A 26024-nucleotide genomic window follows, 5' to 3' on the forward strand; every position below is an offset into this window, starting at 1 on the left:
TTCTGATTCTGTAGGTTGATATTTCTTCAAATGTAACTCTACTTACTTTTTAAAAGTTCTTCACAAATTAAAAAACAACATCATTGTCTAAATTGAATTGCCACTTTTGGCTCATTTGCTTGTGGAAAATCCATGTTAAACTTTACAAGATAGAGCGTGGTATTTTAAGCCCTCTTTAATATATTGCCGCTATTCTTAACTTATCTCAAACGACTTAATTCATCATGAGCGAATACTCTCCACTTAAAGGTAAAACTGGTTTTAAACGAATCTTTAATGCAACTAGCTATTCTATCGCTGGCTTTAAAGCCGCTTTTCAACATGAAGCCGCTTTTCGACAAATTATTTATATCAATCTTGTTTTAATTCCAGTCACATTTTTTCTTAATGTGAGCCGTAGTGAGCAAGCTATTCTTATCGCCGTTTGTTTGTTAGCAATTATTGTCGAACTTTTCAATTCAGCTTTGGAAGCTATTGTCGATCGTGTTTCTTTAGAACGACATCCGCTTTCTAAAAATGCCAAGGACATGGGTAGCGCAGCACAATTTGTTGCCTTAAGCATAATTGCCATCACTTGGGCACTTATTTTACTGGCTTAATCTTCAGTTAAGGCATGTGCTCAAAATCTGATGCAAGCTTGCCAATAAGAGAAATAGCTCGACTTAAGTTGAACAGGTACTTTTGGTAGAAATTTTGATATATGTCCCTGCTGAACTGTAATAAATATCATTGAACATGCTATGGCAATTGCCTCTAGCTTGTATTGATTAACAAATAGCGCGCAAATTTTGATTTCATGTTATGTAAGCTAATTGTCGTGCTTTAAAAAGCACTCATCACTTGATACAACCAATTTGACTCAATTAAAAATTTAACTCCTTTTTATTCTATCAGCTACGGATGCTGCATTTTCTGTGAAGCATAGAAAAATAGTACGATAAAATGCTCTATATAATATTTTAACATTCTGTTTTTTATGACTTTTAAATCTTTTTATACTTCAATAGTAGCGGCAAAAATAAAAAATCCCCACATGAAGTGAGGATTTTTTTAAATGGGTCAGTTTGGACTGATAATTACATCATGCCGCCCATACCACCCATGCCACCCATATCAGGCATCGCAGGTTTGTCTTCTGGAATATCTGTGATCATGCATTCAGTTGTGAGCATTAGACCAGCAACAGAAGCAGCATGTTCAAGTGCAGAACGTGTTACTTTTGCAGGATCAAGGATACCCATTTCTAGCATGTCGCCATACTCAGAAGTTGCAGCGTTGTAACCGAAGTTACCTTCGCCATTTTTCACCGCATTAATCACAACAGAAGGTTCATCACCCGCATTTGCAACAATTTGACGAAGTGGTGCTTCAATTGCACGACGAAGAATGTTGATACCTACATTTTGGTCATCATTCGCGCCAGTTACACCGTCAAGCGCAGTTGCAGCACGTACAAGTGCAACACCACCACCAGCGACTACACCTTCTTCAACCGCAGCACGCGTTGCATGTAATGCATCGTCAACACGGTCTTTCTTCTCTTTCATTTCAACTTCAGTTGCTGCACCAATTTTGATTACAGCCACACCGCCAGCTAATTTAGCAACGCGTTCTTGAAGTTTTTCTTTGTCGTATTCAGACGTAGATTCTTCAATTTGTGCACGGATTTGTTGAACACGCTCCGCGATTTGAGCAGCATCACCAGCACCATCCACAATCACAGTATTTTCTTTAGAAACCGTGATTTTGTGTGCAGTACCTAAATCTTGAAGAGAAGCTTGCTCTAAAGACATGCCTACTTCTTCAGAAATCACTGTCGCACCAGTTAAGATTGCGATGTCTTGAAGCATTGCTTTACGACGGTCACCAAAGCCAGGCGCTTTAACCGCACATACTTTAATAATGCCGCGCATGTTGTTCACAACAAGAGTAGCTAACGCCTCACCTTCAACATCTTCAGCGATGATTAAAAGCGGTTTGCCAGTTTTAGCAACTGCTTCTAAAACAGTAATCAATTCACGGATGTTGCTGATTTTCTTATCAACCAACAAGATGAACGGATTTTCCAATTCAGCAGTTAATGTATCTTGTTTGTTTGCAAAGTATGGAGAGATGTAACCACGGTCAAACTGCATACCTTCTACAACGTCAAGCGCATCTTCAAAGCCTGAACCTTCTTCAACAGTGATTACACCTTCTTTACCAACGCGTTCCATTGCTTGCGCAATCAATTTACCTACTGTTTCATCAGAGTTTGCAGAGATCGAACCTACTTGCTCAATCGCTTTCGTATCAGATGCAGGTTTTGCAGTTGCTTTAATTTCAGCAACCAATGCTTTAACTGCAAGGTCGATACCACGTTTAAGATCCATTGGGTTCATACCTGCTGTTACAGATTTGATCCCTTCATTTAAGATTGCTTGAGCAAGTACAGTTGCAGTTGTTGTACCGTCACCTGCGATGTCATTAGTTTTTGAAGACACTTCACGAACAAGTTGAGCACCCATGTTTTCAAACTTGTCTTTAAGTGAAATTTCTTTTGCAACAGTAACACCATCTTTAGTGATGTGCGGTGCACCGAAAGAACGGTCGATAACAACGTTACGACCTTTAGGGCCTAAAGTAACTTTTACAGCATCTGCAAGAACGTTAACGCCTGCAATCATTTTTGCGCGAGCTGAATCACCAAATTTTACATCTTTAGCTGACATTTATAGACTCCGAAATTTTTAATCTTTACCAATCTGATATTGAACGAGTAAGGACAGAATTAGCCTTCTAATACAGCTAAAATGTCAGACTCTTTCATGATAAGAAGTTCTTCACCTTGTACTTTTACAGTTGTACCTGCATAAGTACCGAACAATACTTTATCGCCAACTTTTACATCTAAAGCGCGAACACCGTTGTCCGTAATTTGACCATTACCTACAGCAATAATTTCACCTTGTGCTGGTTTTTCTGCTGCAGAACCTGGCAATAAAATACCGCCAGCGGTTTTCGTTTCTTCTTCAACACGACGAATAACTACACGGTCATGTAATGGACGAATGTTGCTCATAAATAACTCCATCAGACTAAGTCTATTAAGATGACTGATGACGACTTATTTATTCCTTTGGTCATCATCAAAATGAATTTAGATGACACTTTTGTGGGGATGGAAAAGAACGCTTCAAGGGCTGCTTTAAAAAAAAAGCATCTTTTTTGTATTTTTTTTGGGCAACATGAATGATTCGTTGATTAATTCAGCAATTTATACCAATACAAATTCTAAATCTTGAAGGCTAAATTGATAATGTCGGACATCAGCCTGTGCATCAATCACATTAAAACTATTACTTAAAGCATGATGTAAACGATAAGACGTTGCTGTTCCTGCATGAATATCAAGCACAGGATGCTCAACACCCAAACGATATAAACAATTTAAATCGAATACAGCTGACTGGTGTAAATGCCCATGTAGCAGTGCCTTTAAACCACTTTTACTCCAAACATCTAGTGCCATACGTCCAAGTACAGGACAGTCTTTAATACCATGTGGATCTTCTGGTGATGTATAAAAAGGCTGATGTGCTGCAATAATTTTTATTTTATGTTGAGGTGCACGTTTTAAAATTTGATCAATCTGTTGAATTTGTTCTAAAGAAATATGCCCACGCGTATGATAACGTCGACGAATACTGTTCACGCCAATCACATAAAAATGCTCAGTTTCCAAAGTCATTTCCATATTGCCAAAAAACAATTGGTAACGGGTAAAGGGATTAAAAATACGGTCCCATAAATGGTACAGCGGAATATCATGGTTACCTGGCACGACCAAATAAGGGCAATTCAAGCTGTCGAGAAATTGTTTACAGTGAAAAAATTCCCTATAACGTGCACGCTGAGTAAGATCCCCACTCACGACCACTAGTTCAGGTCGTTGTTCACGACAAAACTGCTGAATTGCCGTAAGACATTCGGGGCGCTCCGTACCAAAATGCAAATCAGACAGATGTAACAACATAGGGCACCATTATGTTGACTGCATTTTTTTGTACAGTGATATGTAGTGGTGGACGCATTTCTACAATTTCACCATCAAGTGCAACCGTTAATTTTTCGCGTCGCGAAAAGACTTTGACATCATCTGCGGCAAAACTATACACATCAGGCGCTTGTTCTAATTCACCACGAATTAACTGTAATAACATCCGAAACAAGGTCAATTTATCACTTTTTGCAACCACGACACCTGCAACCTGCCCTTGCTCTGCACATTTGGCGATACGCAATTTCATTTCTGCTAACTGTAGTTGATTATTACCAAAAAAGATTAAAGGCGTTTTTACAGGATAGATTTTACCATCGACTTCCACCTCCAATTTCAACTCTTTACGATCTCGGATTAACACATCCAGACCCGAAGTGTAGGCATGTAAAGGGAAACGTCCAAACTTGGCATTATAAAGTTCACGACGTTGAATAAATAAAGGATATAAACCCAAACTGGCATTATTTAAGTAAATCTGGTCATTAATTTTAGCCACATGAATGGAGCGTATTTGCCCTGTAGCAATCACTTCTGCCGCTTGCATAATATCGATTGGAATATTTAAAACCCGAGCAACATAATTGAATGTCCCTAAAGGAAGAATACCTAAAGGGATGTTACTGCCCAATAGTGCTTTAGCAACTGCATTTAAAGTGCCATCACCACCAGCAGCAACAATAACACCTATACTCTCTGAAGATTGATGCCGCTGGATAATGGATTGCATCAAAGTAGGAAAATCTTTTTTTTCACCCAACTCAAAAGCCTGAATTTCAAAACCTTGTTCAGTGAAATATGTTAGCAATTGCTCATAGACTTGTTCTTTATTGCTGGCATGAAAACCAGAGCGTGCATTGTAAATAATAGAAAGAGGTTTTAAAGTCATGCAAGCAATTCACTTCTATGAAGTATTTGCTCTAATTTTGTCCAATTTATCATCAATTAACAATGCCTTTATGCAAAATTCAAATTACAACCATTTATTTAATCAATAATAATTCTCATAAAAAAATTAGTTATAAATCATTGTAAATAAACAAAATAATTAAAATAAATGATACTCATAAACAAAATAAATATAAAAGCCAATCAAAGCCATCAAAGATAAGATATTGATTTATATAAAATAAACTAAAGTCCAATACAAATTATCGATATCTACAAGTAGGTAGGGGTGTCTTATTTTTTTCATCGTTTTGTGCTTTAATACTGCCACTTTTTTTTACTTTCATCTAGGTAACCTCATTACTTAGATTGCACTTTGTACAAAATTTGTACACTTTTAAGATAGGCCTCACCATGACCCAAGTGAACGCACCAGAATTCGTTCGTCACCCTAAGCTTATTGCATGGGTTGAAGAAATTGCGAAATTAACCAAACCAGCAAAGATTGAATGGTGTGACGGCAGCGAAGAAGAATATCAACGTCTTATCGACTTGATGATCGCTAACGGCACTATGCAAGCTTTAAATCAAGAAAAACACCCTGGTTCTTATCTTGCAAATTCTGACCCTTCTGACGTTGCTCGTGTTGAAGGTCGTACATACATCTGCTCTGAAAAAGAAGAGGATGCTGGTGCGACAAACAACTGGGAAGCTCCTGCAGAAATGCGCGCTCGTTTAAATGGTTTATTTGACGGTGCTATGCAAGGTCGTACAATGTACGTTGTACCTTTTTCTATGGGTCCGTTGGGCAGTCACATTGCGCACATCGGTATCGAATTAACAGACTCTCCTTACGTTGCAGTAAGCATGTCTAAAATGGCACGTATGGGTAAAGCCGTTTATGACGTTCTTGGTACTGATGGCGAATATGTTCCTTGCGTACATACAGTAGGCGCTCCGCTTGCTGAAGGTGAGAAAGACGTTGCATGGCCATGCAACCCTGAAAAATATATCGTACATTATCCAGAAACTCGTGAAATTTGGTCATACGGTTCTGGCTACGGCGGCAATGCATTATTGGGTAAAAAATGCTTAGCTCTCCGTATTGCTTCTGCAATGGGCCGTGAACAAGGCTGGTTAGCTGAACACATGTTGATCCTTGGCGTAACGAATCCTCAAGGTGAGAAACACTACATCGCAGCAGCATTCCCTTCTGCTTGTGGTAAAACAAACTTTGCAATGTTGATCCCACCAGCTGGTTACGAAGGTTGGAAAATTGAAACTGTAGGTGATGATATTGCTTGGATTAAACCAGGTGAAGACGGTCGCTTATATGCAATTAACCCAGAAGCAGGTTTCTTCGGTGTTGCTCCTGGTACAAATACCAAGACTAACCCGAACTGTATGGCGACACTTCATAAAGACGTGATCTATACCAACGTTGCTGTGACTGACAATGGCGAAGTTTGGTGGGAAGGTCTTACTAAAGAAGCACCTACAAACCTAACTAACTGGAAAGGTCAACCTCACACAGGTACTGAAAAAGCGGCTCATCCAAATGCGCGCTTTACTGTTGCTGCAGGTCAATGCCCTTCTATTGATGCTGACTGGGAAAATCCAGCAGGTGTACCAATTTCTGCGTTCATCTTCGGTGGTCGCCGTGCAGACACAGTTCCATTAGTTTCAGAAGCATTTGACTGGGTTGATGGCGTATACAAAGCTGCAACTATGGGTTCTGAAACTACTGCAGCTGCTGTGGGCCAACAAGGTATTGTTCGTCGTGATCCATTTGCTATGCTTCCGTTCGCGGGCTACAACATGGCAGACTACTTCTCTCACTGGTTAGAACTTGGTGCAGAAGTTGAAGCAAAAGCAAAAGCTGCTGGTAACAAACTTCCAGGCATCTACAATGTAAACTGGTTCCGCCGTGATGCAGAAGGCAACTTCGTATGGCCTGGTTTCGGTCAAAACATGCGTGTGCTTGAGTGGATCATTGATCGTTGCGAAGGTCGTGCAAGCGCTGTTGAAACACCAATTGGCTTAGTACCAACTTACGAACAATTAAACTGGACAGGTTCTGATTTCACTAAAGAGCAGTTTGAACTTGTAACTTCTCAAGATAAAGATCAATGGATCAAAGAAATTGAGAGCCACACTGAATTGTTCAGCCAATTAGGTGACCGTCTTCCAGAAGCACTAAAAGTTCGTCAAAACCAACTTTTAGAAGCAGTTAAGCAATCAGCTTAAGTACAAAATAAGACTCAGAAAAAAGACCGTATAAACGGTCTTTTTTCTGCCTATTTTATAAACTTTATAATTCAACAAAAACATAAAAGGGGAAATTCATGCTAAAAGCACTCACACTGACAACTTGTTTATTTGGTCTATCTGGTCTTGCTCTAGCCAACACAGAAACAACAGAACAATCAGCTCCACGAATCTGTACCATCAAAGGTACGCCTGATTCTAGCCAGTTTCAGATTAAAAAACGCATTAAAGTCGCTAAAGGAACCTATGGGAGTGTAGAAGAGCTCTATCCTCGCTTTGCTGAACGCGCACATCAAGTGGGCGGTAATGTGGTTATCAATTACAATGCTAGTCAAAGATTTGGTTTCTGGCCTTGGCGTATTGTACGTCCAGTTGTATGGGGTACAGCTGTTAAATGGAATACGCCTGTAAACTGCCAGCAAATTGGTGGTATCGAGATCTAAATGTAGAAAAGCCGCTTACGCGGCTTTTTTTTAACAGCTAAATAACCAGCTTTTCCTTAGGTCAGAAGCCAATATAAATTCAAAGAATATTAAGCTGCTATTTCTTGTGCACGGCGCTTATGTAATTCAACCAGATATTCGTCCAATTGAGTAATCTGGTCTTGGCCAAATTTTAAATAAAGCTTAGTACGGCGTTTTAAAATATCTTCACTATTCACTGCCCATTCGTTAGCCACGAGATAGTTAACCTCCTGCTGGTATAACTCATGTCCAAAGTGCTGCCCAAGTGCAGAAATACTTTCACAACCATCCAACATTCTCCAAACACGCGAACCATAAGTATGTATCCAACGCTGCGCAAGTGATTGAGTTATACCTTGTACATGCTGTTGTAACTCTTCAACCAAACGAATCTCATCATAAAAATTTTCTCCGCCTGGTAACAGGGCTTTAGCAGTCCAATTCGGTTTTAATTTACTAAAAAAAGGCTTAAGTTGATGCATGGCAGATTCCGCCAATTTACGATAAGTCGTAAGCTTTCCCCCATACACTGAAAGCAATGGGGCATGCTGCTGTTGAGTCAACACCAAGGTATAATCGCGGGTCATAGCAGATGGATTATCAGATTCATCATCACACAGTGGACGTACACCTGAATAGGTCGCAATAATATCCTGACGGGTGAGTTGATGCTGAAAATGTGCATTCATGACCTGCAACAGATAATCAATTTCACTCTCTGTAATGTCTACTTGATCTGGATTACCTAAATAACGCTGATCTGTGGTACCAATTAAGGTGTATTCATCTAAGTATGGAATAGCAAAAACAATTCGTTGATCATCATTTTGCAAAATAAATGCCTTATCTCCCGCATAAATCTTCGGCACAATAATATGGCTACCTTGAATCAATCGAATACTATAAGAGGCCTTCATCTTTAAGTCTTGCTGGATAAATTCAGTCACCCAAGGCCCTGCAGCATTGACCAATATTTTGGCACGTACCGTAAATGTACTCTGTGCATTTTGTAACTGTACCATCCACGTATTCTGCTCTGCCTGTGCAGTAATACAGCGTGTGCGTGTCTGTATACTTGCTCCATTTTCATGGGCTTGGATTGCATTCGCAATCACCAGACGCGCATCATCTACCGCACAATCCGAATACTCGAATCCTTTTACAATTTCAGGCTTAAATAGGCTGGTTTTCGGATCAAAATCCACCAAATTTGAACCTGCTAACTTTTCCCGCTTACCTAAATGATCATAGAAAAATAAACCTGTCCGAATGAGCCACGCAGGACGTAAATGTGGACGATGTGGCATAATAAATCGCATAGCACGAATAAGATGTGGCGCTTTGGCCATCAGCACTTCACGTTCCGCTAAAGCCTCTCGTACCAAGCGGAATTCTTTATGCTCCAAATAACGCAAACCACCATGAATTAATTTACTGCTAGCTGACGAGGTATGACTGGCTAAATCATCCTTTTCACACAACAAAACAGATAAACCTCGCCCTGCGGCATCAGCAGCAATCCCCACACCGTTGATTCCCCCACCGATAACCACTAGGTCATATGTATGATGTTGATCCATATTCAGGTTCCTCCTATTTTGCGCGCTTTAAGCACCTTTTATTTTGTTATTTAATTCTTTCTTCAATCCTAACAGAAAACCCAAATCACTATAGATTAATTGTCCAACCAAGACGGTTAAATTGAATTATTTTATCTCAAAAGCTTTTTCAAGCTTAACCATCTTCCAGATTTAACATCTGTCCAGCATTTATACGATTCATCGGCAAACATAGACTTAAGTGCGACGAATGTCTAATGCAGATTCATCCGCATCGGCGTATAAAAGATTATGTGAAAAGTAACATATACCCTCTTTTTCAAAATACATGTTTTTAGATTTTTCTCCCCCTTTCTGAAGAATTTAAAAGAATGTGTTTTGCCACAGCTTTGGAATTTCTTGTGTCAAACTCATCCCCACAAATTGTACACACGCCATTTGATCGAAAAACACGTTTTAAATCTATTTTAGGTGGCTCCGCTGGAAACCTTGTAGAATGGTACGATTGGTACGTTTATGCAGCCTTCACACTTTATTTTGCGCCTGTTTTCTTTCCAGAAGGTAATGAAACCGTCAAACTATTGCAGGCCGCAGCCGTATTTGCCTTAGGCTTTTTAATGCGCCCTATTGGCGCTTGGATTATGGGCATCTATGCTGATCGCAAAGGCCGTAAAGCAGGTTTAACACTCTCTGTATCCTTAATGTGTATTGGCTCACTGATGATTGCCTGCGCGCCTTCCTATGATGCCGCTGGAATGTTGGCTCCTGCGATTTTATTGTTTGCACGTTTGCTACAAGGCCTAAGTGTTGGTGGAGAATATGGCTCTAGTGCAACATATTTAACAGAAATGGCAGGTAAAAATCATCGTGGGTTTTTCTCTAGTTTTCAGTATGTAACCTTAATTTCTGGACAACTCATCGCTCTGTGCGTACTGATTATTTTGCAACATACACTTTCTGAACAAGCACTACATGCTTGGGGATGGCGTATTCCCTTCCTGATTGGTGCAATGCTAGCAATTGTTGTGTTCTGGATTCGTCGTGGACTGGTTGAAACCCAATCTTCAAAAGAAGCTCAGGAGCAAGCCAAACAAGGTGGACCAAAATCAGGGGCGATCGAGTTATTTACCAAACACCCTAAAGCCGCTTTTACCGTCATTATGCTGACTGCGGGTGGCACACTTGCATTCAATACCTTTACCACCTACCTACAGAAATATTTGGTGAATACTTCTGGTTTTGACAAAAGCACTGCCACTGAAATCACCACAGCAGCCATCTTTATTTTTATGCTGATTCAACCTGCGGTAGGCGCCTTGTCCGATAAAATCGGGCGTAAACCCATTATGATCGCTTTCGGTATTTGTGGCGTACTCTTTACCGTACCGATTTTCAATCGTTTAGGCACCACCACAGATGCAACCACTGCATTCTTGCTGTGTATGAGTGGCATGATTATTGTCACAGGATATACCGCGATTAACGCAGTCGTGAAAGCTGAATTATTTCCACCACACATCCGTGCTTTGGGTGTCGCACTGCCTTATGCAATTGCCAACACCATTTTTGGGGGTACAGCAGAACTGATCGCTTTAAGTTTTAAAAATGCAGGGCATGAAAGCTATTTCTTTTACTATATTACCATCATGATCGGCTTATCCTTAATTACCTATGTTTTTATGAAAGACACTAAAAAACACAGTTTAATTACCGATCATTAATTACCCTTATAGCCGCGCTCGACCATCCTGATTTTTGTTACAGGAGGGTCGTTTTGCTTTGAACTACATCGTTATTTTCACAGGCTTATGGCATACTGTGCGCAAGAATAAAACACGGAACTTTCACCATGAAAAAAACGTTTCAATTTTTAGGGCTTAGTTTTATCGTTGTTGGACTTGCAGCCTGCCAAAGCACGCCTCAACAGTATAATGGTCAAGTCGGTTACCGTGTAGAAAGCCAAACAGCGGACTCTGCAACCCTCGCGTATACCCTTGCTGGTCGTCAAAATCAGGACCTAGATGCCAAAAAACTACAACGCGCTTGCCAAAAAGTTTTAGGAACAAATAAAGCCTTTAAACTGCAAATTTTAAGTGTGAACGAAGTCGCCAACCCTGCTGCGATGGCATCTGATAGTTATGGTCGTCAGATCGGTAACTCACGTACTTCTATCGGACTCAGCAACACGCCAGACCTACATAATGGCGAAGACTACGCAACACGTCAGGCTTTAGAAGCACGACCAAGTACTTTGCGTATTGTGCGCTATAGCTGCTCATAAAATCAAAATCTTATAAGACGCTATGCGTTATAGCGTCTTATAAAAGCTCACATTGCGAAACTCTTTTGCTTCATCCAAATCAGGCCAAGTTGTGGCACTGCGCTCATCAATTTTCATATATTTTGGATGACTAAAATTTTTCACTCGACTGTCTGCCACCCAAACTTCAGGGGCAAACTTTAAGAATTCGTCTAAGAAAAAACGGTTACATTGATCATATAAGACATCCGCTGCTAACAATACATCGACTTGTTCTGATTGATACAGATCTTCCAAATATTCCAGTTCGACCTGATTCAAAATCGCATTCTCCTTACACGACTCCAAACTCACCTTATCGATATCACAACAAATCACACGTTTCGCACCCGCCATTTTGGCAGCAATCGCGACCACGCCTGAACCTGCACCGAAATCAAGGACTACTTTATCTTTCACATGATGCGGCTCTGCCAATAACCACTGTGCCATTGCTAACCCCGAAGCCCAGCAAAAAATCCAATATGGCGTTTCATTCCAAATACGACGAATCACCTCATCATCTAGACGATCTGTTGGAAAGACAGGTGGAATGAGCCACAAAGAAATAGGTGTTTCTGGCAACTGTTGCGCCAATAGCTCCGCCTGAGGAATGACCTCATGCAATGCATCCAATAAATGTTGTGGTGCTTTCGCCATTTGAAAAGTACAGCTCATTAAATTTATAAACCTTTAACGCTATGCAAAATATGCATCGTCCAGAAACAACGAATCGTATAGAAACAGCAATTTAAATAAAGCTATTGCTGTCGCTAGAATCAATAGATCAGGCGATCATAATCTAGCTGCGCATGACTGAAAAGTAATACTCCGCTGAGTAAACCTACGCACTCACGCAAAGTGGCTTAAACAGAAGATTTTCCGACTAAACCTAAAGTCCTCCTAAATGGAGTTTACCCCATAAAAAAGCCGTATAGTTTTATGCTATACGGCTTTTTAGAAGCACACTTAAAGTATTAGCCTAAAGCTTTCTCAGCGGCTTCAACTGTTTGACGAATTAAAGTCGTAATGGTCATTGGACCTACACCACCTGGAACAGGCGTATAAGCAGATGCAATCTCTTCAATACCTACCAATTGAATGTCACCCACACCACCGCCATCACGTGGATGGAAGCCTGCATCAACCACAACAGCGCCTTGCTTAATCCAGTCTTTTTGAATCAGCTCAGCTTTACCTACCGCACCCACAATAATATCGGCTTGTTTAACAAACTCAGAAAGGTTTTGAGTACGTGAATGGCAAATCGTTACTGTAGCATTTGCTTCCAGCAGCATTGCAGCCATTGGTTTACCTAAAATTGCAGAACGGCCAACAACCACAGCATGTTTGCCTGCAATTTCAATGTTGTTTTCTTTTAGGATGGTCATAATTCCCGCTGGTGTTGCAGAACCATAAGCCGCTTCACCCATTGCCATACGACCGTAGCCAAGGCAAGTTACACCATCTACATCTTTTTCTAAAGAAATGGCATCGAAACATGCACGCTCATCAATTTGCTCAGGCACTGGGTGCTGCAACAAAATACCGTGCACATCTGGATTCGCATTTAATTTTTCAATTTCAGCCAATAATTGTTCCGTTGTTGTTTCTTTCGGCAGCTCAACTTTTAATGAATCCATACCTACACGGCGGCAGGCATTTCCCTTCATGCGCACGTAAGTCGCTGATGCACCATCGTCACCAACCAAAATCGTTGCCAAAATTGGGGTACGACCTGATTTTGCTTTTAACGCTTCAACGCGGGTTAACAAGTCAGTTTCAATTTGTTTAGCCAATGCACGACCATCTAAAACTAATGCCACAGCACATCTCCAAGGTAGATATGAATCAATTTTGCAAATAATACATGATTATTTAGGCAATTTTATTCTACATGCTGATTTTATGTGCATATGCACAATTTAAAGTATTGTAATTTTTTTAAAGGTTGTTAATATGTGCATCAACAAGACATGGCGGGGTGGCAGAGTGGTCATGCAGCGGACTGCAACTCCGTGTACGCCGGTTCGATTCCGACCTCCGCCTCCAATCTTGTTAAAACGCCCGGGTGGTGAAATAGGTAGACACAGGGGATTTAAAATCCCCCGCCCTCAAAGCGTGCCGGTTCGAGTCCGGCCCCGGGCACCATTTTAATACTTCTTAAAATGGTGTAATAAAGAATCCAGCGAAAGTTGGTTTTTTTATGTCTAAAATATCCCCCATTACTCTATCCAGCAAAGTTAAATTTGACAAAATGCTGTAGCGAGTATTACACGTAGTCCTTTAACTCCCGAAAGAAATCCAGTAATACACGCAATGCTTTAGACCAGTGATAGAAATAGACAAGTTTAAATCCGTATTGTCATTTCTTTAATAATAATCTGTTTGATAAATTGTATTAGATCTTCAAAACCACAACCTTTTGGCATATCTGATTGCTAAGTAATAACAAATAAAAAAGCAGCTCCCAAGGTTTATGCAAATTATGTAATGCCGCAGCAGTAACTCTCATAAAATACTCTAATCAATTATAGTTTTTAAGTATGCTAATTCGATCGCGTCATGGTTTTACTTCACGATCAAATTTTAAAATCTTCTAATCGATTTTAAGATCAGTTAAACAAAAAGTGCATTTCTGATTTATAATGCCGTAACTTTCAAGTACACATTTTTATGGTCAGTGATAAGCAGGCAGCACTTTTTTTAAAGCCATTACAAATGCAGTATCCCGCAGCATTTAAACGTAATTTTTTATTGTATGGCATGCTCAAAACTAAAGGTTTAATGGATGAAATCAAAGAGTTTATCCCTTGGATTTTAGCGATTATGATTTTTGTTTCTCTGTCCATAAGTCTAGGACATTATTTCGAAATATATTTTCCTCGCTTTACCCCCTTTCAAGCACATGGCTTTGCTGTATTATGCTTTATGTTGTTATTTATGCTGTACGTTCCGATTGTACTCAAACAAATGAAACACAGCTCAAGCTCTTGTTATGAACAACAACAACATGCGCCCATTAAAATCGCTGCATTAATTATTCTACAAGCAATTAATATCGCATTTATTGAAAGTACTTTTCTGCAAATTGTGCTGTTTTTCTTTGCTATGGGTTTTGGCTTTGTGAAGTTTTATAAAGAAAATCTTTTTCGCAACAGCGTAACTCACGTTGGACTGTATTATTTACAGGAATTAAGACGTTTTAATTTCTGGAGCTATAAACAGACAGTTAAACTCAAATTTATCCTTCAATTTACAAGAAAAGATACTGAGAAATATCAGCAAAAATTAAAACAATTACAGCACTTTCATGCTTTGCATTTAAAATCTATGCATATGGAACAGCAACTTTGCCAAACACATAAACATCAAGATTTAGAAAATTATCTAGATAGCTTGATGTAATAAAAAAACTGGGAAAATCCCAGTTTTTTTATCATTTCATTTAAGCCGATTGTGGTAATGATTCTAGCACTTGTAGCTGTGCATTGAATATCAACTGATATCCCCTGGTTTCATCAACCACATAACTTTTTTGCTTGATACTATCAACAAAGATCCAATCAGCTTGCATGTTCTGTTCAGTAAAACTCACCAATAGATAGCCGCGCTGATTCAAATTACAATAAGCTAAATCGTTAATCAGTGTTTGAAAGGCATATTCAAATTGCTGCAATTGTGCCAAAGGAATACTTAAATATTTTTCCAAGCCAGGTGAAGAAACAGAACTCGTCGCCAATTCGACACCAACCACATCTTGATCCTTGCTCAGTAATTTAGAATACCAAGCATTATGTGTATCCCCCGCCAAAACTACTACTTTCTTATTTAATGCTTTAAGTGTGGTATACAACACTTCTCGTTCATAAAAATAACCATCCCATGCATCCAAATTATAAGGTGCTAGTGTATTTACCCGCGCCTTTTCCAAATCGGTTAATGTAGGATCACCTGCTTGTGCACGCAATTTAATGCTCACTAACTCTGTAATTTGCGTATTCATTTTTGTGAGTGTTTCAGCACTGACTGAGCCACTGGTAATTTCCGCCAAAGATAAAAGCAACTCAGCAGGAATAAACATCTTTGACATTAAAATTTGTTGCCCCAATACGTTCCACTGCGCATTGCTTTGCATCATTTTCTGCAACAACCAATCACGCTGCTCATAGCCAAGCAAAGTTCGGTCTTGTGCTAACAAATCTTGCTGAAACTGCACCGTATTTAAGCCCTGCGCCGTCATATAATTGGCATAATCCAATTGCTGATCACGCGCAATAATTCGAGTGTCCAACATGGTGAGCTGTATCAATGAACCAAAATTAAACTGACGATAGATATGTAAATGATCATCCTCTGAAACAGGACGTATAGGCATCCACTCAAAATAAGCTTGTAATGCCGCCAGTTTACGCTCTGAGAACTTACCTTCATTTTGTGCCTGAGCTGTTGCCTCAGTATGATTTTCTGCTCCATTACGCCACGTATCATTAGCTAGCTCATGGTCATCCCAAATCACAATAAAAGGATGTCTCTGATGTAATGCTTGTAAATCCGCATCTTGACGATACAAAGCATAACGTTTGCGATAATCTTCCAAGCTCAATATTTCTTGCTGATTATCTGCTGCCAGTAAGCGTCCTAACTTTTCCGAATCTTCTGTCGCATAACCATTTTGACCATATTCATAAATATAGTCCCCCAGATGCAGCACCACATCAACATCTTGTTTAGCCATTTCACGATACACATAAAAATAGCCCGCAGGATAATTTGAACAGGAACAGACGGCTAATTTCACCTGATTGGTTTGCAACGGCAAGGTTTTGGTTTGCCCAATCGGTGAAACCGTCTGCCCAAAGCGGAAACGATAGAAATAGCGCTGCTGTGCGTGTAAGCCAGTAACATCTACTTTTACAGTAAAATCTTGTGCTGGGCTGGTTTGTACTTTTCCTGAGGTTTTAATTTGAGTAAATTGTGCATCTAAAGCAACTTCCCAAACAATTTCTAAGCGGGCTTGCACATCACTAGGTGTAGCACGCGTCCAAATAATGACGCGGTCTTGTAAAGGGTCACCACTGGCCACACCATGCTCAAATTGAACGCTCACACCCGAACCTGAAGAATCATCCGAGTCATCACCACATGCGGTGAGTGAAATAGGTAAAGAAACTGCACCAAAACCCGCTAAAGTTTTTTGAATGAGTTCACGGCGCGTTAAAGTATTTGTCATTTTTTTAATCCACTACAAACGTGAGTTAAAAATAGGCAATAATTATTTAATGATGATCTCAATTACATGAACATATGATGACAATAAAAACTAGATTGGCGTTGAAATTGTGATTTTTTTGAGCACAAGCTTCTGAATTGTCTGAAAATAAAGCAAATACAAAGAAATAGTCTTGCAAAGAATAAATTCGTACTCTATTATTGCGCTCATGCCCGGGTGGTGAAATAGGTAGACACAGGGGATTTAAAATCCCCCGCCCTCAAAGCGTGCCGGTTCGAGTCCGGCCCCGGGCACCATTTTAATACTTCTTAAAATGGTGTAATAAAGAATCCAGCGAAAGCTGTTTTTTTTATATCTAAAATAAATAAAAAAGAGAGTGTTACCACTCTCGATTTGCAATCAACTCTTCCATTTCTATATCGAAATGACCGTGCTCCTGCACCACCATCATCATCGCCTCAGCAATATAATCCGCAGCAGTATCATCTAACGATGAATCTAAATCTTCAAATTGTGGTTTCATTTCATTAATTGCCACAACTGCTTCATTAGCAAAACGATAAATTTCGGCTGTGCTTTCTTTCACCTTTGCGACTTTCTTAGCAAATTGCACAATGCATTGTTGTACTTCAGCCACCAATACATCAGGGTAATAATCATCATCAAACATTGGGAGAAGTAAATCTGCAAACATACAGCCACTCAAAACTACTTATAAACGCGAGCCTATATAGCATAAAGATGAACATTTACCAAATAAAAAATGGGCAGTATAAATACTACCCAGTTATCTTAATAAGAAAATAACGTGAATACTTAGGGTTTTACAGACTCCGCACTTAAGCTTTTTGCCGCTTTCACCAAGTCTATAAATTCGGCACGTAAGCCAAATTCATCTGGTAAAGCCGCACTTTGAGCTAATTTTAAAATATCATCCCACTTCATATTGGCATTATATTGCCCACCACGTAACTGTTGAGCATAAGATGCAACCGCAATAGCAAAACGCGTATCTGAAGATGCCTGTGCTAATGCCACGCTACGTGCTGGTACAGGTTGACTCAGTAAAACACTTTGACTTTTTTGTGGTTGTTTATAACGCACATTCACATAAGCGTATTCTTGTTTATTAGCTTTAGATGAATTACTTGGTGCTTGATAGCGTGATTCACTTAGCCAACCTTTCTGACCGACAGGAATAACTTCGTATAGGGCTGTGACCGTATGCCCCGCACCAATATCTCCCGCATCGACACGATCATTATTAAAATCTTCATTCTTTAATACACGATTTTCGTAGCCAATTAAGCGGTATTCTTTAACCGTAGCAGGATTAAATTCCACCTGAATTTTTACATCTTGAGCAACCGTTGCCAATGTTGAACTCAGTTGTCGCTGCAATACTTTTTCTGCTTCACGCTCATTATCAATATAACTATAGTTGCCATCGCCCGCATCAGCCAATTGTTCCATCAACTGTTCATCATAATTGCCTGTTCCAAAACCAAAGGTAGAGAAAGAAATCCCTGATTTTCTTTTCTCAGCGATCATCCCCTTTAAGGTTTCAAAATTGGTAATTCCAACATTAAAATCACCATCCGTTGCAATTAGAATTCGATTGATACCACCCTGAATATAAGACTTTTGTGCTTGTTCATAGGCCAATTGAATTGCTCGCTCGCCCGAAGTAGCTCCATCCGCTTTTAATCGGTGAATAACTTTTAAAATTTTATCCTTGTTTGCACCAGAAGTGGGTGCCAATGCCAAATCTTCACCACTCGCATAGGTCACAATGGTGACTTTATCTTGTGGACGCAATTGCTCAGTGAGTAAAGTTAGGGTCTTTTTGACTAAAGGCAGTTTATTTTCCGCATCCATACTTCCCGAAACATCCACCAAAAATACCAAATTAGCAGCTGGTAATTGTTTCATTTCCAAGTCTTTGGCTTTAATACCAATTTTTATAATCTTAGCATTTGGCTGCCATGGCGAATTCACAACCTCAGTATTTACAGAAAATGGATGCTGTCCTGTAGGATTGGGATAATCATAGTTGAAATAATTCACCATTTCCTCAATCCGAACTGCATCTACAGGGGGCAACTGACCCTCACGTGTTAAAAACCGCCTTACATTGCTGTAACTCCCCGTATCCACATCAACACTAAAGGTAGAGACGGGCTGTTGTGCAACAACATATACTGGATTGGTTTCTACTTTTTGATAGTTTTCAGTATTCTCAATAGGTTGGGGCATACTTTCATAAGCATTTACCATTGAGGGTGCTGGCATTCCCACTTCCACAGCTGCCATTTTGCCCATAGACATCTGTTGAGCAGGCATTTTCCCACAAGCCACCAACAATAAACCACTCAGGCTCACAACCAACAATTTCGGTTTCACAATCATCATTATTCCCGTGTTATTTTAATTTCAAGTATTTAACAAACTCATCTACATCTTTACAGCACACACTTACTGCGTGACAACCCAAAAAGATTAAAGCAATAATCCTTTTATTTCTTTGAAAAATTCAATCAACAACTAAGCCAATTGCATAGCTTGCCACACTTTAATTGCATCCGACATCGCTTTAACATCATGTGCACGCACCATACATGCACCTTGCTGAATGCTGAGTAAATGTGCAGCGACTGAACCTATTGCTCGCTGCCCTGCGTCAGCTCCTCCTAATGCTTCACCAATAAAACGCTTACGTGACAATGCCGAGAGAATTGGATAACCCATAGCATTCAACTTCCAAAACTCTTTAAGCAGTTTAAGGTTTTGTTGGGCATTTTTAGCAAAACCAAAACCTGGATCAATCAAAATATGCTCAGGTTTCACTCCAGCAGCCAATGCATCATCAACTCGTTGATGCAATTCAGCCATCACATCTTCCGTGACATCTTTGTATTGATCTAAATTATTCATCGTCGTTGGTTCACCACGCATGTGCATAATAATAATCGGTATATTCAGTTCAGCAGCAGTTTGAAGAGCTTGAGGGCGAGTTAATGCCCGCACATCATTCCAAATATGGGCACCCGCTGCCACAGCCGCACGAATGACCTCTGGCGCTGAAGTATCAATAGAAATGATCACATCATGTTGTGCAAGTGCTTCCACTACAGGAATCACTCGACGAATTTCTTCATCCACATCAACGATTGCTGCGCCTGGACGGGTAGATTCCCCACCCACATCAATTACAGTCGCACCCTCAGTGATCATCTGCAATGCACGCGCTACGGCTGCATCCTTGGTATTATGCAACCCACCATCACTAAAAGAATCTGGTGTCACATTCAAAATACCCATTACCCTTGGTATAGACAAATCTAAACTTAAACAACCACAGGTTAAAACGCGATTTGGCAAGGGCATAAGCTGCATGAAGATACTCCAGAAACAAGTATTCCTAGTGTAACAATTCAGGGGGATCTCTGGCTGAAAAGTTTTAAGTTAAACTCCATTCAAAACAGCAGCACAAAAAAAGAGCCTCTTAATAGAGGCTCTTTTTATTAACTTTTAAAATTAACTTGCTGGTAGTGGTGGTGGAGTAGATGGACCATTTGTTGGCGTCACATCAATCACTGGGTTCTCAGCAACATACACTTTTGGTGGTTGTGGTTCACGACCTTCCATAATGTCACGGATTTGTTCTCGATCAATGGTTTCCCATTCCATCAAAGCTTTTACCATAGCATGTGCAATATCTTTGTGATTTTCTAAGACTTCACGTGCTACACGGTACTGCTCATCCAAAATACGACGTACTTCTTCATCTACTTTTTGCTGTGTAGCTTCTGAAATGGTACGGCTACCAACATTACCAAAGAAACCGTTTTGGTTTTCATCTTCATAAACCATCACACCAAGCTTGTCCGACATACCATATTTGGTCACCATCGCACGTGCCATTTTAGTTGCACGCTCGAAGTCGTTCGAAGCACCAGTAGATTGTTGGTTAATAAAAATTTCTTCAGCAATACGACCACCAAACAAGATTGAAAGTTCATTCAGCATCTTATCTTTATAGTGGCTAATTTGGTCTTGTTCAGGCAACTGCCAAGTTACACCCAATGCCCAACCTCGTGGCATAATTGTGACTTTATGAACAGGGTCTGTACCTGGCAAAATTTCAGCAACAATGGCATGACCAGCTTCATGGTAAGCCGTTGCACGACGCTCTTCTTCACGAAGAACCATCGATTTACGCTCTGGTCCCATGTAAATTTTATCTTTCGCATCTTCAAAGTCATGCATATCAACCGTATTTTTATTACGGCGAGCAGCAAACAATGCAGCCTCATTCACCAAATTTGCCAATTGTGCACCAGAGAAACCTGGCGTACCACGTGCAAGAACTTTTAGATCTACACCAGTCACAGAAGGTAATTTTTTCAAGTGAACATTTAATATTTGCTCACGACCTTTAATATCTGGAAGACCCACCATGACTTGACGGTCAAAACGACCAGGTCGTAGTAAAGCTTTATCTAATACATCTGCACGGTTCGTTGCAGCAATAACGATAATACCTTCATTACCTTCAAAGCCATCCATTTCAACCAACATCTGGTTCAAGGTTTGTTCACGTTCGTCGTGACCACCACCTGTACCCGAACCACGATGACGACCTACGGCATCAATTTCATCAATAAAAATGATACATGGCGCATGGCGTTTCGCTTGTTCGAACATATCACGGACACGTGATGCACCAACACCCACGAACATCTCAACGAAGTCAGAACCAGAAATACTAAAGAATGGAACTTTTGCCTCACCTGCAATCGCTTTTGCAAGTAAAGTCTTACCTGTACCCGGTGGACCCACCATTAAAACGCCTTTTGGAATGGTTGCACCTAGACGTTTAAACTTCGCAGGATCTTTCAAGAAGTCTACAATTTCGACAACTTCTTGCTTTGCTTCATCACAGCCTGCTACATCCGTAAATGTAATTTTAATTTGGTCTTCAGAAAGCATTTTTGCTTTTGACTTACCAAAACTCATCGGGCCGTTTTTACCACCTGCTCCGCCACCCATGTTGCGCATAAAGAACATGAATAACAAAATGATTAAAAGTACAGGGAAGCTTGCAATCAGAAGTTGCATCAACAAACCTTGACGTTGTGGTGCAGTTCCTTCAACGACAACATTGTTTTTAATCAGGCTAGGCATCAATTCAGGATCTTGCACCGCTGGACGGATACTTTCAAATTCAGATCCATTTGATTTAGTGCCACTAATTCTTTCACCATCAATTGTGACTTGCTTAATTTGACCAGCATTCACCGCTGTAACGAACTCTGAATAGTTCATTGCAGTTGGCTTATCACGGTCACTGATGTTACTGAAAATCAAAATCAGCACACCTAGTATAATGAGCCACAAGACGGCATTCTTGAAGAGATCGCTCAAAGCTTTATTCCCATATCAATCTAATTTGATCATGCCCAAGGATGGGTGACCTTAATAATGTAAGCTGTAAACCCAGCTGTTCAATAATGTAAAAAAGTACAAAATGCACAATTTTTAACGCGTTGGCAAGTAAACTTTATTTCAAAGCCTTCTTGCGCCCTTGGCCGATTAAAAAAACTTCTTTCGAACGAGCACGTGATGCAGCGGGCTTAGCCGTCTTCAACACGTCAAAACTATCGACCACTTGTTTACGGAATTCGTCAAAGCCTGAGCCTTGGAAAACTTTCACTACAAACTGCCCATTTGGTCCTAGAACCTTATTGGCAAAATCTAATGCAAGCTCACAAAGGTAGATTTGACGAGGTTGATCTACAGCTCTATTACCAGATGTATTGGGGGCCATATCAGAAATTACAACATCAACAACACGCCCATTTAAAATATTTAACAATTTTTCGAAGACTTCTTCCTCACGAAAGTCACCTTGTAAAAAGGTTACATCTGGTAAAGCATCCATTTCTAAAATATCCGATGCAATGACTAAACCTTTGTCACCGACCAGTTTTCCAGCGATTTGAGACCAACTCCCAGGAGCAGCCCCCAAATCCACCACAGTCATACTGGGCTTAATAATTTTATATTTTTCTTGAATTTCCAATAATTTATAAGCAGCTCGTGCTCGATAACCTTCCTTTTGTGCTCTTTTCACAAAGGGATCATCAAGATGTTCTCTCATCCACGCACGACTACTTTTGGATAATTTTTGGTTGGTAATGCGTGTTGCCATAACTCTCTATGTGTATAAAAACTTCTAATTTTTCATTGTACGTGAAAAACCAAGTGCTTGCAGTATACATCTGTATCTAAATCGACTTTATCCTGCTGTTTTTTTCAATCAACAAGATCGATTATTTCAACCGCTTCAACTCAATTTTGCTATACTAGGTCGTTTTTAAAATTAGGTTATCTTTCATGGCGGCTTTATCTATTCAGGAACGCAAGCGTTTACGTCAAATTGGTCATGCCCTTAATCCTGTAGTAATGATTGGTGGGCAAGGTTTGACTGAAAATGTCGTTGAGGAAACTAACCGTGCATTAAATGATCACGAACTCATCAAAGTTAAAATTGCAGGTGAAGATCGTGAAGCACGTGTAGCTGTTATTGCTGAAATCTCGGAAGTGACAGGCGCTGAAGTCGTGCAAACGATTGGCAAAATTGCCCTGCTTTATAAAAAAGCAAAGCAACAAAATCCAAAACTTTCGAACCTTGTTCGTCACGCACATTTATCTAAGTAATTTCAATTTATGGCAAGCTACGAGCTCAGTGCATTTGATCGCCGCTTCCAAGCGATTTCAGTAGTCAGCGCGATTGAACAAGTCAGCCCTTTTACACTGAATGTCGGTTTTTGGATTCGAGACCCGAACCAGTGGATTGAGTGGCCTGCATTAATTGCTGCTCATCCTCGTCAGGATTTTCTTTGGAAAAACACCTGCTTTGAGATTTTCATTGGTGTAAAACACGAAGATTTTTATCGTGAAATCAATTTATCACCTTCTCAAGCATGGCAAGTTTATCAATTTGAAGAATATCGTTATCCTGAAGAGATGCCTCCACTTGCTGCGTATGATATTGAATTAAATCAGCTTAAGCGTACGCACTATGGACTGAATGTTAGTTTAGATTTAACAGAATTTATGCTGAAGTATAAATTGAAATGGTCTGACTTATTTATTGGTTTGACGGCTGTACTGAAAACCGCCCAAGGTGAACAGTTCTACGCCATGCAGCATAGCAGTCCGAGTGCTGATTTCCATAATAAACGTGATTGGCTTCATCTATTCTAAAGCAGTTTAACTCCTCTCCTTTTACAAGGAGAGGTGAAGATTGTGACTTAAACACTTTTATTTATGAACGCGCTCAAGATACATCTTTACTTGATACTTTGTTCCAAGCTTCAAGCGTATGCTCCTTAGAACGTTTAAAAGTTTCAGTGAGTTGATCTTTGTGCTTAACCGAAATCTGACTCACATCATCCTTTAACTCTTTACCAAATTTGCTCAAATCTTCAATCACAGCATTGACTTCCGTTTTTACAAAGTCTTTTAAATCTGTTAAATCTTTCTGCGACAAATTTAATTGTGATTTTAAACTTTCAATGCGCTGTAATACATCTTCTTTGAGTTGACGAATTTGGTCTTGCACCGTTGCGTTTAATTGCTTCGCTTCCTCCGTCACTTTCTCTTGAGTCTCAACGACCGCTTCCGTTACTTGTTGTTTGGCCTGTTTTGCTACTTTCTCAAGTTTTTCTGAACTTTCAGAAACAACTTCTTTAAGTGATTCTGTAGCTTCTGTTGGTTTTTTTTCTGCTGTCATAATACATAACCTATTCTTATTTAGTGTGAAGACTGCAAGCTTAACTGGACTTGATCAAATTTAAATCTTGATTTGTCAGACAATTCTTAATTGCTTACATTTTTTATTTTGCTCAACAAAACAGCTTTTGAATAAAAGCAAGCCTTTTATCTTTTTATTATTTCGTTTTGACGTGGACTTTTTCACAGTTGATGCGTATAATGCGCTGTTAAGTTACAAGCGAGCAGACGCAAGGGAGGATAGGTTTTTTTACGACCTTCCTTTTTTTTCGTCTACTCGCTTTTTTACAGCCCTATTTTTGTGGTTTTAGTTCAGGAGCTTTGGTTTGAGCATCCCCGCCATTTTAGCCCTCGCCGACGGTACAATCTTTAAAGGTACCTCTATCGGCGCAACGGGAAGTACGACTGGTGAAGTCGTTTTCAACACAGCCATGACTGGCTATCAAGAAATTTTGACCGATCCAAGTTATGCACAACAACTTGTGACATTAACTTATCCGCATATCGGTAATACAGGTTGTAACTCTGAAGATGCAGAGTCTGGCCGTATTCATAAAGTGTGGGCAAACGGTTTAATTATCCGTGACTTACCTTTATTGCATAGTAACTTCCGTGCAGAACAATCTCTTGGCGAATACCTTGTAGAGCACAATGTCGTTGCAATTGCAGATATTGATACACGTAAATTAACACGTATTTTGCGTGCCAAAGGTGCGCAGAATGGTTGTATTCTAGCTGGCGAAAATATTACTGAAGAAGAGGCTTTAGCAAAAGCTCGTGCATTCGGTGGCTTGAATGGTTTAGACCTTGCGAAAGAATGCTGTGATCCTGAAGGGTTCGAATGGACTGAAGGTTCTTGGGTTCTAGGTCAAGGCTTTACTCAACCTGAACATAAATTCCATGTTGTTGCATACGACTACGGTGTCAAAACCAACATCTTACGTATGCTCGCAGACCGCGGTTGCAAACTCACTGTTGTTCCTGCGCAAACTCCTGCAGAGAAAGTACTCGCATTAAATCCAGATGGCGTGTTCTTATCGAACGGTCCTGGCGATCCTGCTGCATGTGACTACGCTATTGAAGCTGTAAAAACAATTATTGAAGATGCTCGCAATCTACCTGTATTTGGTATTTGCTTGGGTCACCAAATTCTTGCACTCGCTTCTGGCGCTAAAACCGTGAAAATGCCACATGGTCACCACGGTGCAAACCATCCAGTACAGAACATTGAAGATGGTACTGTGATGATTACTTCTCAGAACCACGGCTTCGCAGTTGATGCAGAAACTCTACCTGCAAACCTGAAAGCTACGCACAAGTCTTTATTCGACCAAACCTTACAAGGTATCCATCGTTTAGACAAACCAGCGTTCAGCTTCCAAGGTCACCCTGAAGCAAGCCCAGGTCCACATGACTGTGCCCCATTGTTCGATCATTTCATCGAACTTATCGAAGCATCTAAGAAGTAATTAAG

At 40.1% G+C, this 26024-nt stretch carries 23 protein-coding genes and 3 tRNA genes; 12 read left to right on the top strand and 14 right to left on the bottom strand.

The window, feature by feature from the left end:
• Window positions 1-224 precede the first annotated feature (224 nt).
• Window positions 225-599 carry a diacylglycerol kinase gene (locus I593_RS07810; RefSeq protein ID WP_016167024.1) on the top strand — a complete coding sequence of 125 codons (375 nt, stop codon included), beginning with the start codon at window positions 225-227 and terminating at the stop codon, window positions 597-599.
• Window positions 600-1076: 477 nt separating this feature from the next.
• Here the strand turns inward: I593_RS07810 and groL are convergent, their stop codons facing one another.
• The 4 genes from groL to I593_RS07830 all read right to left on the bottom strand — a co-directional run bounded on the left by groL (window position 1077) and on the right by I593_RS07830 (window position 4928).
• Window positions 1077-2711: a chaperonin GroEL gene (gene groL / locus I593_RS07815; protein ID WP_016167025.1), complete on the bottom strand. Its 1635-nt coding sequence runs from the start codon at window positions 2709-2711 to the stop codon at window positions 1077-1079.
• A 59-nt stretch (window positions 2712-2770) separates the two neighbouring features.
• Window positions 2771-3061 (bottom strand): co-chaperone GroES, encoded by a 291-nt coding sequence (locus tag I593_RS07820; protein ID WP_016167026.1) that lies wholly within the window; start codon window positions 3059-3061, stop codon window positions 2771-2773.
• A 195-nt stretch (window positions 3062-3256) separates the two neighbouring features.
• Window positions 3257-4015, bottom strand: coding sequence for a metallophosphoesterase family protein (locus tag I593_RS07825; protein WP_016167027.1), 759 nt, complete (start codon window positions 4013-4015; stop codon window positions 3257-3259).
• Window positions 3996-4928 carry a diacylglycerol/lipid kinase family protein gene (locus tag I593_RS07830; RefSeq protein WP_016167028.1) on the bottom strand — a complete coding sequence of 311 codons (933 nt, stop codon included), beginning with the start codon at window positions 4926-4928 and terminating at the stop codon, window positions 3996-3998. The genes I593_RS07825 and I593_RS07830 overlap by 20 nt, the downstream gene beginning before the upstream one ends.
• A gap of 413 nt (window positions 4929-5341) precedes the next feature.
• On the opposite strand from I593_RS07830, the gene I593_RS07835 reads away from it, so the two are divergent.
• Window positions 5342-7174, top strand: a complete 1833-nt coding sequence (locus I593_RS07835; RefSeq protein ID WP_016167029.1) for a phosphoenolpyruvate carboxykinase (GTP) — start codon at window positions 5342-5344, stop codon at window positions 7172-7174.
• A gap of 98 nt (window positions 7175-7272) precedes the next feature.
• Window positions 7273-7638, top strand: a complete 366-nt coding sequence (locus I593_RS07840; RefSeq protein WP_016167030.1) for a hypothetical protein — start codon at window positions 7273-7275, stop codon at window positions 7636-7638.
• Window positions 7639-7727: 89 nt separating this feature from the next.
• Here I593_RS07840 and glpD read toward each other — a convergent pair whose 3' ends face one another.
• Window positions 7728-9239, bottom strand: a complete 1512-nt coding sequence (gene glpD, locus I593_RS07845; protein ID WP_016167031.1) for a glycerol-3-phosphate dehydrogenase — start codon at window positions 9237-9239, stop codon at window positions 7728-7730.
• Window positions 9240-9619: 380 nt separating this feature from the next.
• Between glpD and I593_RS07850 the strand changes: the two genes are divergently transcribed.
• Window positions 9620-10939, top strand: a complete 1320-nt coding sequence (locus I593_RS07850; RefSeq protein ID WP_026440854.1) for an MFS transporter — start codon at window positions 9620-9622, stop codon at window positions 10937-10939.
• 128 nt (window positions 10940-11067) lie between these two features.
• Entirely contained in the window at window positions 11068-11499 is a 432-nt protein-coding gene (locus I593_RS07855) for a hypothetical protein (protein WP_016167033.1), read from the top strand.
• Window positions 11500-11526: 27 nt separating this feature from the next.
• Here I593_RS07855 and I593_RS07860 read toward each other — a convergent pair whose 3' ends face one another.
• Entirely contained in the window at window positions 11527-12195 is a 669-nt protein-coding gene (locus I593_RS07860; protein WP_016167034.1) for a class I SAM-dependent methyltransferase, read from the bottom strand.
• 299 nt (window positions 12196-12494) lie between these two features.
• The gene (gene folD / locus I593_RS07865) at window positions 12495-13343 is read right to left on the bottom strand and encodes a bifunctional methylenetetrahydrofolate dehydrogenase/methenyltetrahydrofolate cyclohydrolase FolD (RefSeq protein WP_016167035.1); all 849 of its coding nucleotides are present in this window, start codon (window positions 13341-13343) and stop codon (window positions 12495-12497) included.
• Between the two features lie 152 nt (window positions 13344-13495).
• Here folD and I593_RS07870 point away from each other — a divergent pair.
• From I593_RS07870 to I593_RS07880, 3 genes are all read left to right on the top strand, one after another.
• Window positions 13496-13569, top strand: a tRNA-Cys gene (locus I593_RS07870).
• A gap of 13 nt (window positions 13570-13582) precedes the next feature.
• A tRNA-Leu gene (locus I593_RS07875) sits at window positions 13583-13668 on the top strand.
• Window positions 13669-14193: 525 nt separating this feature from the next.
• Window positions 14194-14925, top strand: coding sequence for a hypothetical protein (locus I593_RS07880; protein ID WP_016167036.1), 732 nt, complete (start codon window positions 14194-14196; stop codon window positions 14923-14925).
• A gap of 40 nt (window positions 14926-14965) precedes the next feature.
• Here I593_RS07880 and I593_RS07885 read toward each other — a convergent pair whose 3' ends face one another.
• The gene (locus I593_RS07885) at window positions 14966-16750 is read right to left on the bottom strand and encodes an alkaline phosphatase D family protein (RefSeq protein ID WP_016167037.1); all 1785 of its coding nucleotides are present in this window, start codon (window positions 16748-16750) and stop codon (window positions 14966-14968) included.
• A gap of 210 nt (window positions 16751-16960) precedes the next feature.
• Between I593_RS07885 and I593_RS07890 the strand changes: the two genes are divergently transcribed.
• A tRNA-Leu gene (locus I593_RS07890) sits at window positions 16961-17046 on the top strand.
• An 83-nt stretch (window positions 17047-17129) separates the two neighbouring features.
• On the opposite strand, the gene I593_RS07895 is transcribed toward I593_RS07890, so the two are convergent.
• The 5 genes from I593_RS07895 to rlmE all read right to left on the bottom strand — a co-directional run bounded on the left by I593_RS07895 (window position 17130) and on the right by rlmE (window position 22964).
• On the bottom strand, window positions 17130-17444 hold the full coding sequence (locus I593_RS07895) for a DUF5713 family protein (protein WP_016167038.1): 315 nt from the start codon (window positions 17442-17444) through the stop codon (window positions 17130-17132).
• A gap of 122 nt (window positions 17445-17566) precedes the next feature.
• Window positions 17567-19159 carry a vWA domain-containing protein gene (locus I593_RS07900; protein WP_016167039.1) on the bottom strand — a complete coding sequence of 531 codons (1593 nt, stop codon included), beginning with the start codon at window positions 19157-19159 and terminating at the stop codon, window positions 17567-17569.
• Between the two features lie 135 nt (window positions 19160-19294).
• Window positions 19295-20146, bottom strand: coding sequence for a dihydropteroate synthase (folP, locus tag I593_RS07905; RefSeq protein ID WP_016167040.1), 852 nt, complete (start codon window positions 20144-20146; stop codon window positions 19295-19297).
• Window positions 20147-20287: 141 nt separating this feature from the next.
• Window positions 20288-22177, bottom strand: coding sequence for an ATP-dependent zinc metalloprotease FtsH (gene ftsH, locus I593_RS07910; RefSeq protein ID WP_016167041.1), 1890 nt, complete (start codon window positions 22175-22177; stop codon window positions 20288-20290).
• A gap of 136 nt (window positions 22178-22313) precedes the next feature.
• The gene (rlmE, locus tag I593_RS07915; RefSeq protein WP_016167042.1) at window positions 22314-22964 is read right to left on the bottom strand and encodes a 23S rRNA (uridine(2552)-2'-O)-methyltransferase RlmE; all 651 of its coding nucleotides are present in this window, start codon (window positions 22962-22964) and stop codon (window positions 22314-22316) included.
• A 185-nt stretch (window positions 22965-23149) separates the two neighbouring features.
• Between rlmE and yhbY the strand changes: the two genes are divergently transcribed.
• Window positions 23150-23473: a ribosome assembly RNA-binding protein YhbY gene (gene yhbY / locus I593_RS07920; protein ID WP_016167043.1), complete on the top strand. Its 324-nt coding sequence runs from the start codon at window positions 23150-23152 to the stop codon at window positions 23471-23473.
• A gap of 9 nt (window positions 23474-23482) precedes the next feature.
• Window positions 23483-24022 carry a DOMON-like domain-containing protein gene (locus I593_RS07925; RefSeq protein WP_016167044.1) on the top strand — a complete coding sequence of 180 codons (540 nt, stop codon included), beginning with the start codon at window positions 23483-23485 and terminating at the stop codon, window positions 24020-24022.
• Window positions 24023-24095: 73 nt separating this feature from the next.
• Here the strand turns inward: I593_RS07925 and I593_RS07930 are convergent, their stop codons facing one another.
• Window positions 24096-24551: a hypothetical protein gene (locus tag I593_RS07930; RefSeq protein ID WP_016167045.1), complete on the bottom strand. Its 456-nt coding sequence runs from the start codon at window positions 24549-24551 to the stop codon at window positions 24096-24098.
• Between the two features lie 325 nt (window positions 24552-24876).
• On the opposite strand from I593_RS07930, the gene carA reads away from it, so the two are divergent.
• Window positions 24877-26019 (top strand): glutamine-hydrolyzing carbamoyl-phosphate synthase small subunit, encoded by a 1143-nt coding sequence (carA, locus tag I593_RS07935; RefSeq protein ID WP_016167046.1) that lies wholly within the window; start codon window positions 24877-24879, stop codon window positions 26017-26019.
• Window positions 26020-26024: the final 5 nt, after the last annotated feature.

The organism is Acinetobacter tandoii DSM 14970 = CIP 107469, from assembly GCF_000400735.1.
GTDB classification, from domain to species: Bacteria; Pseudomonadota; Gammaproteobacteria; order Pseudomonadales; family Moraxellaceae; genus Acinetobacter; species Acinetobacter tandoii.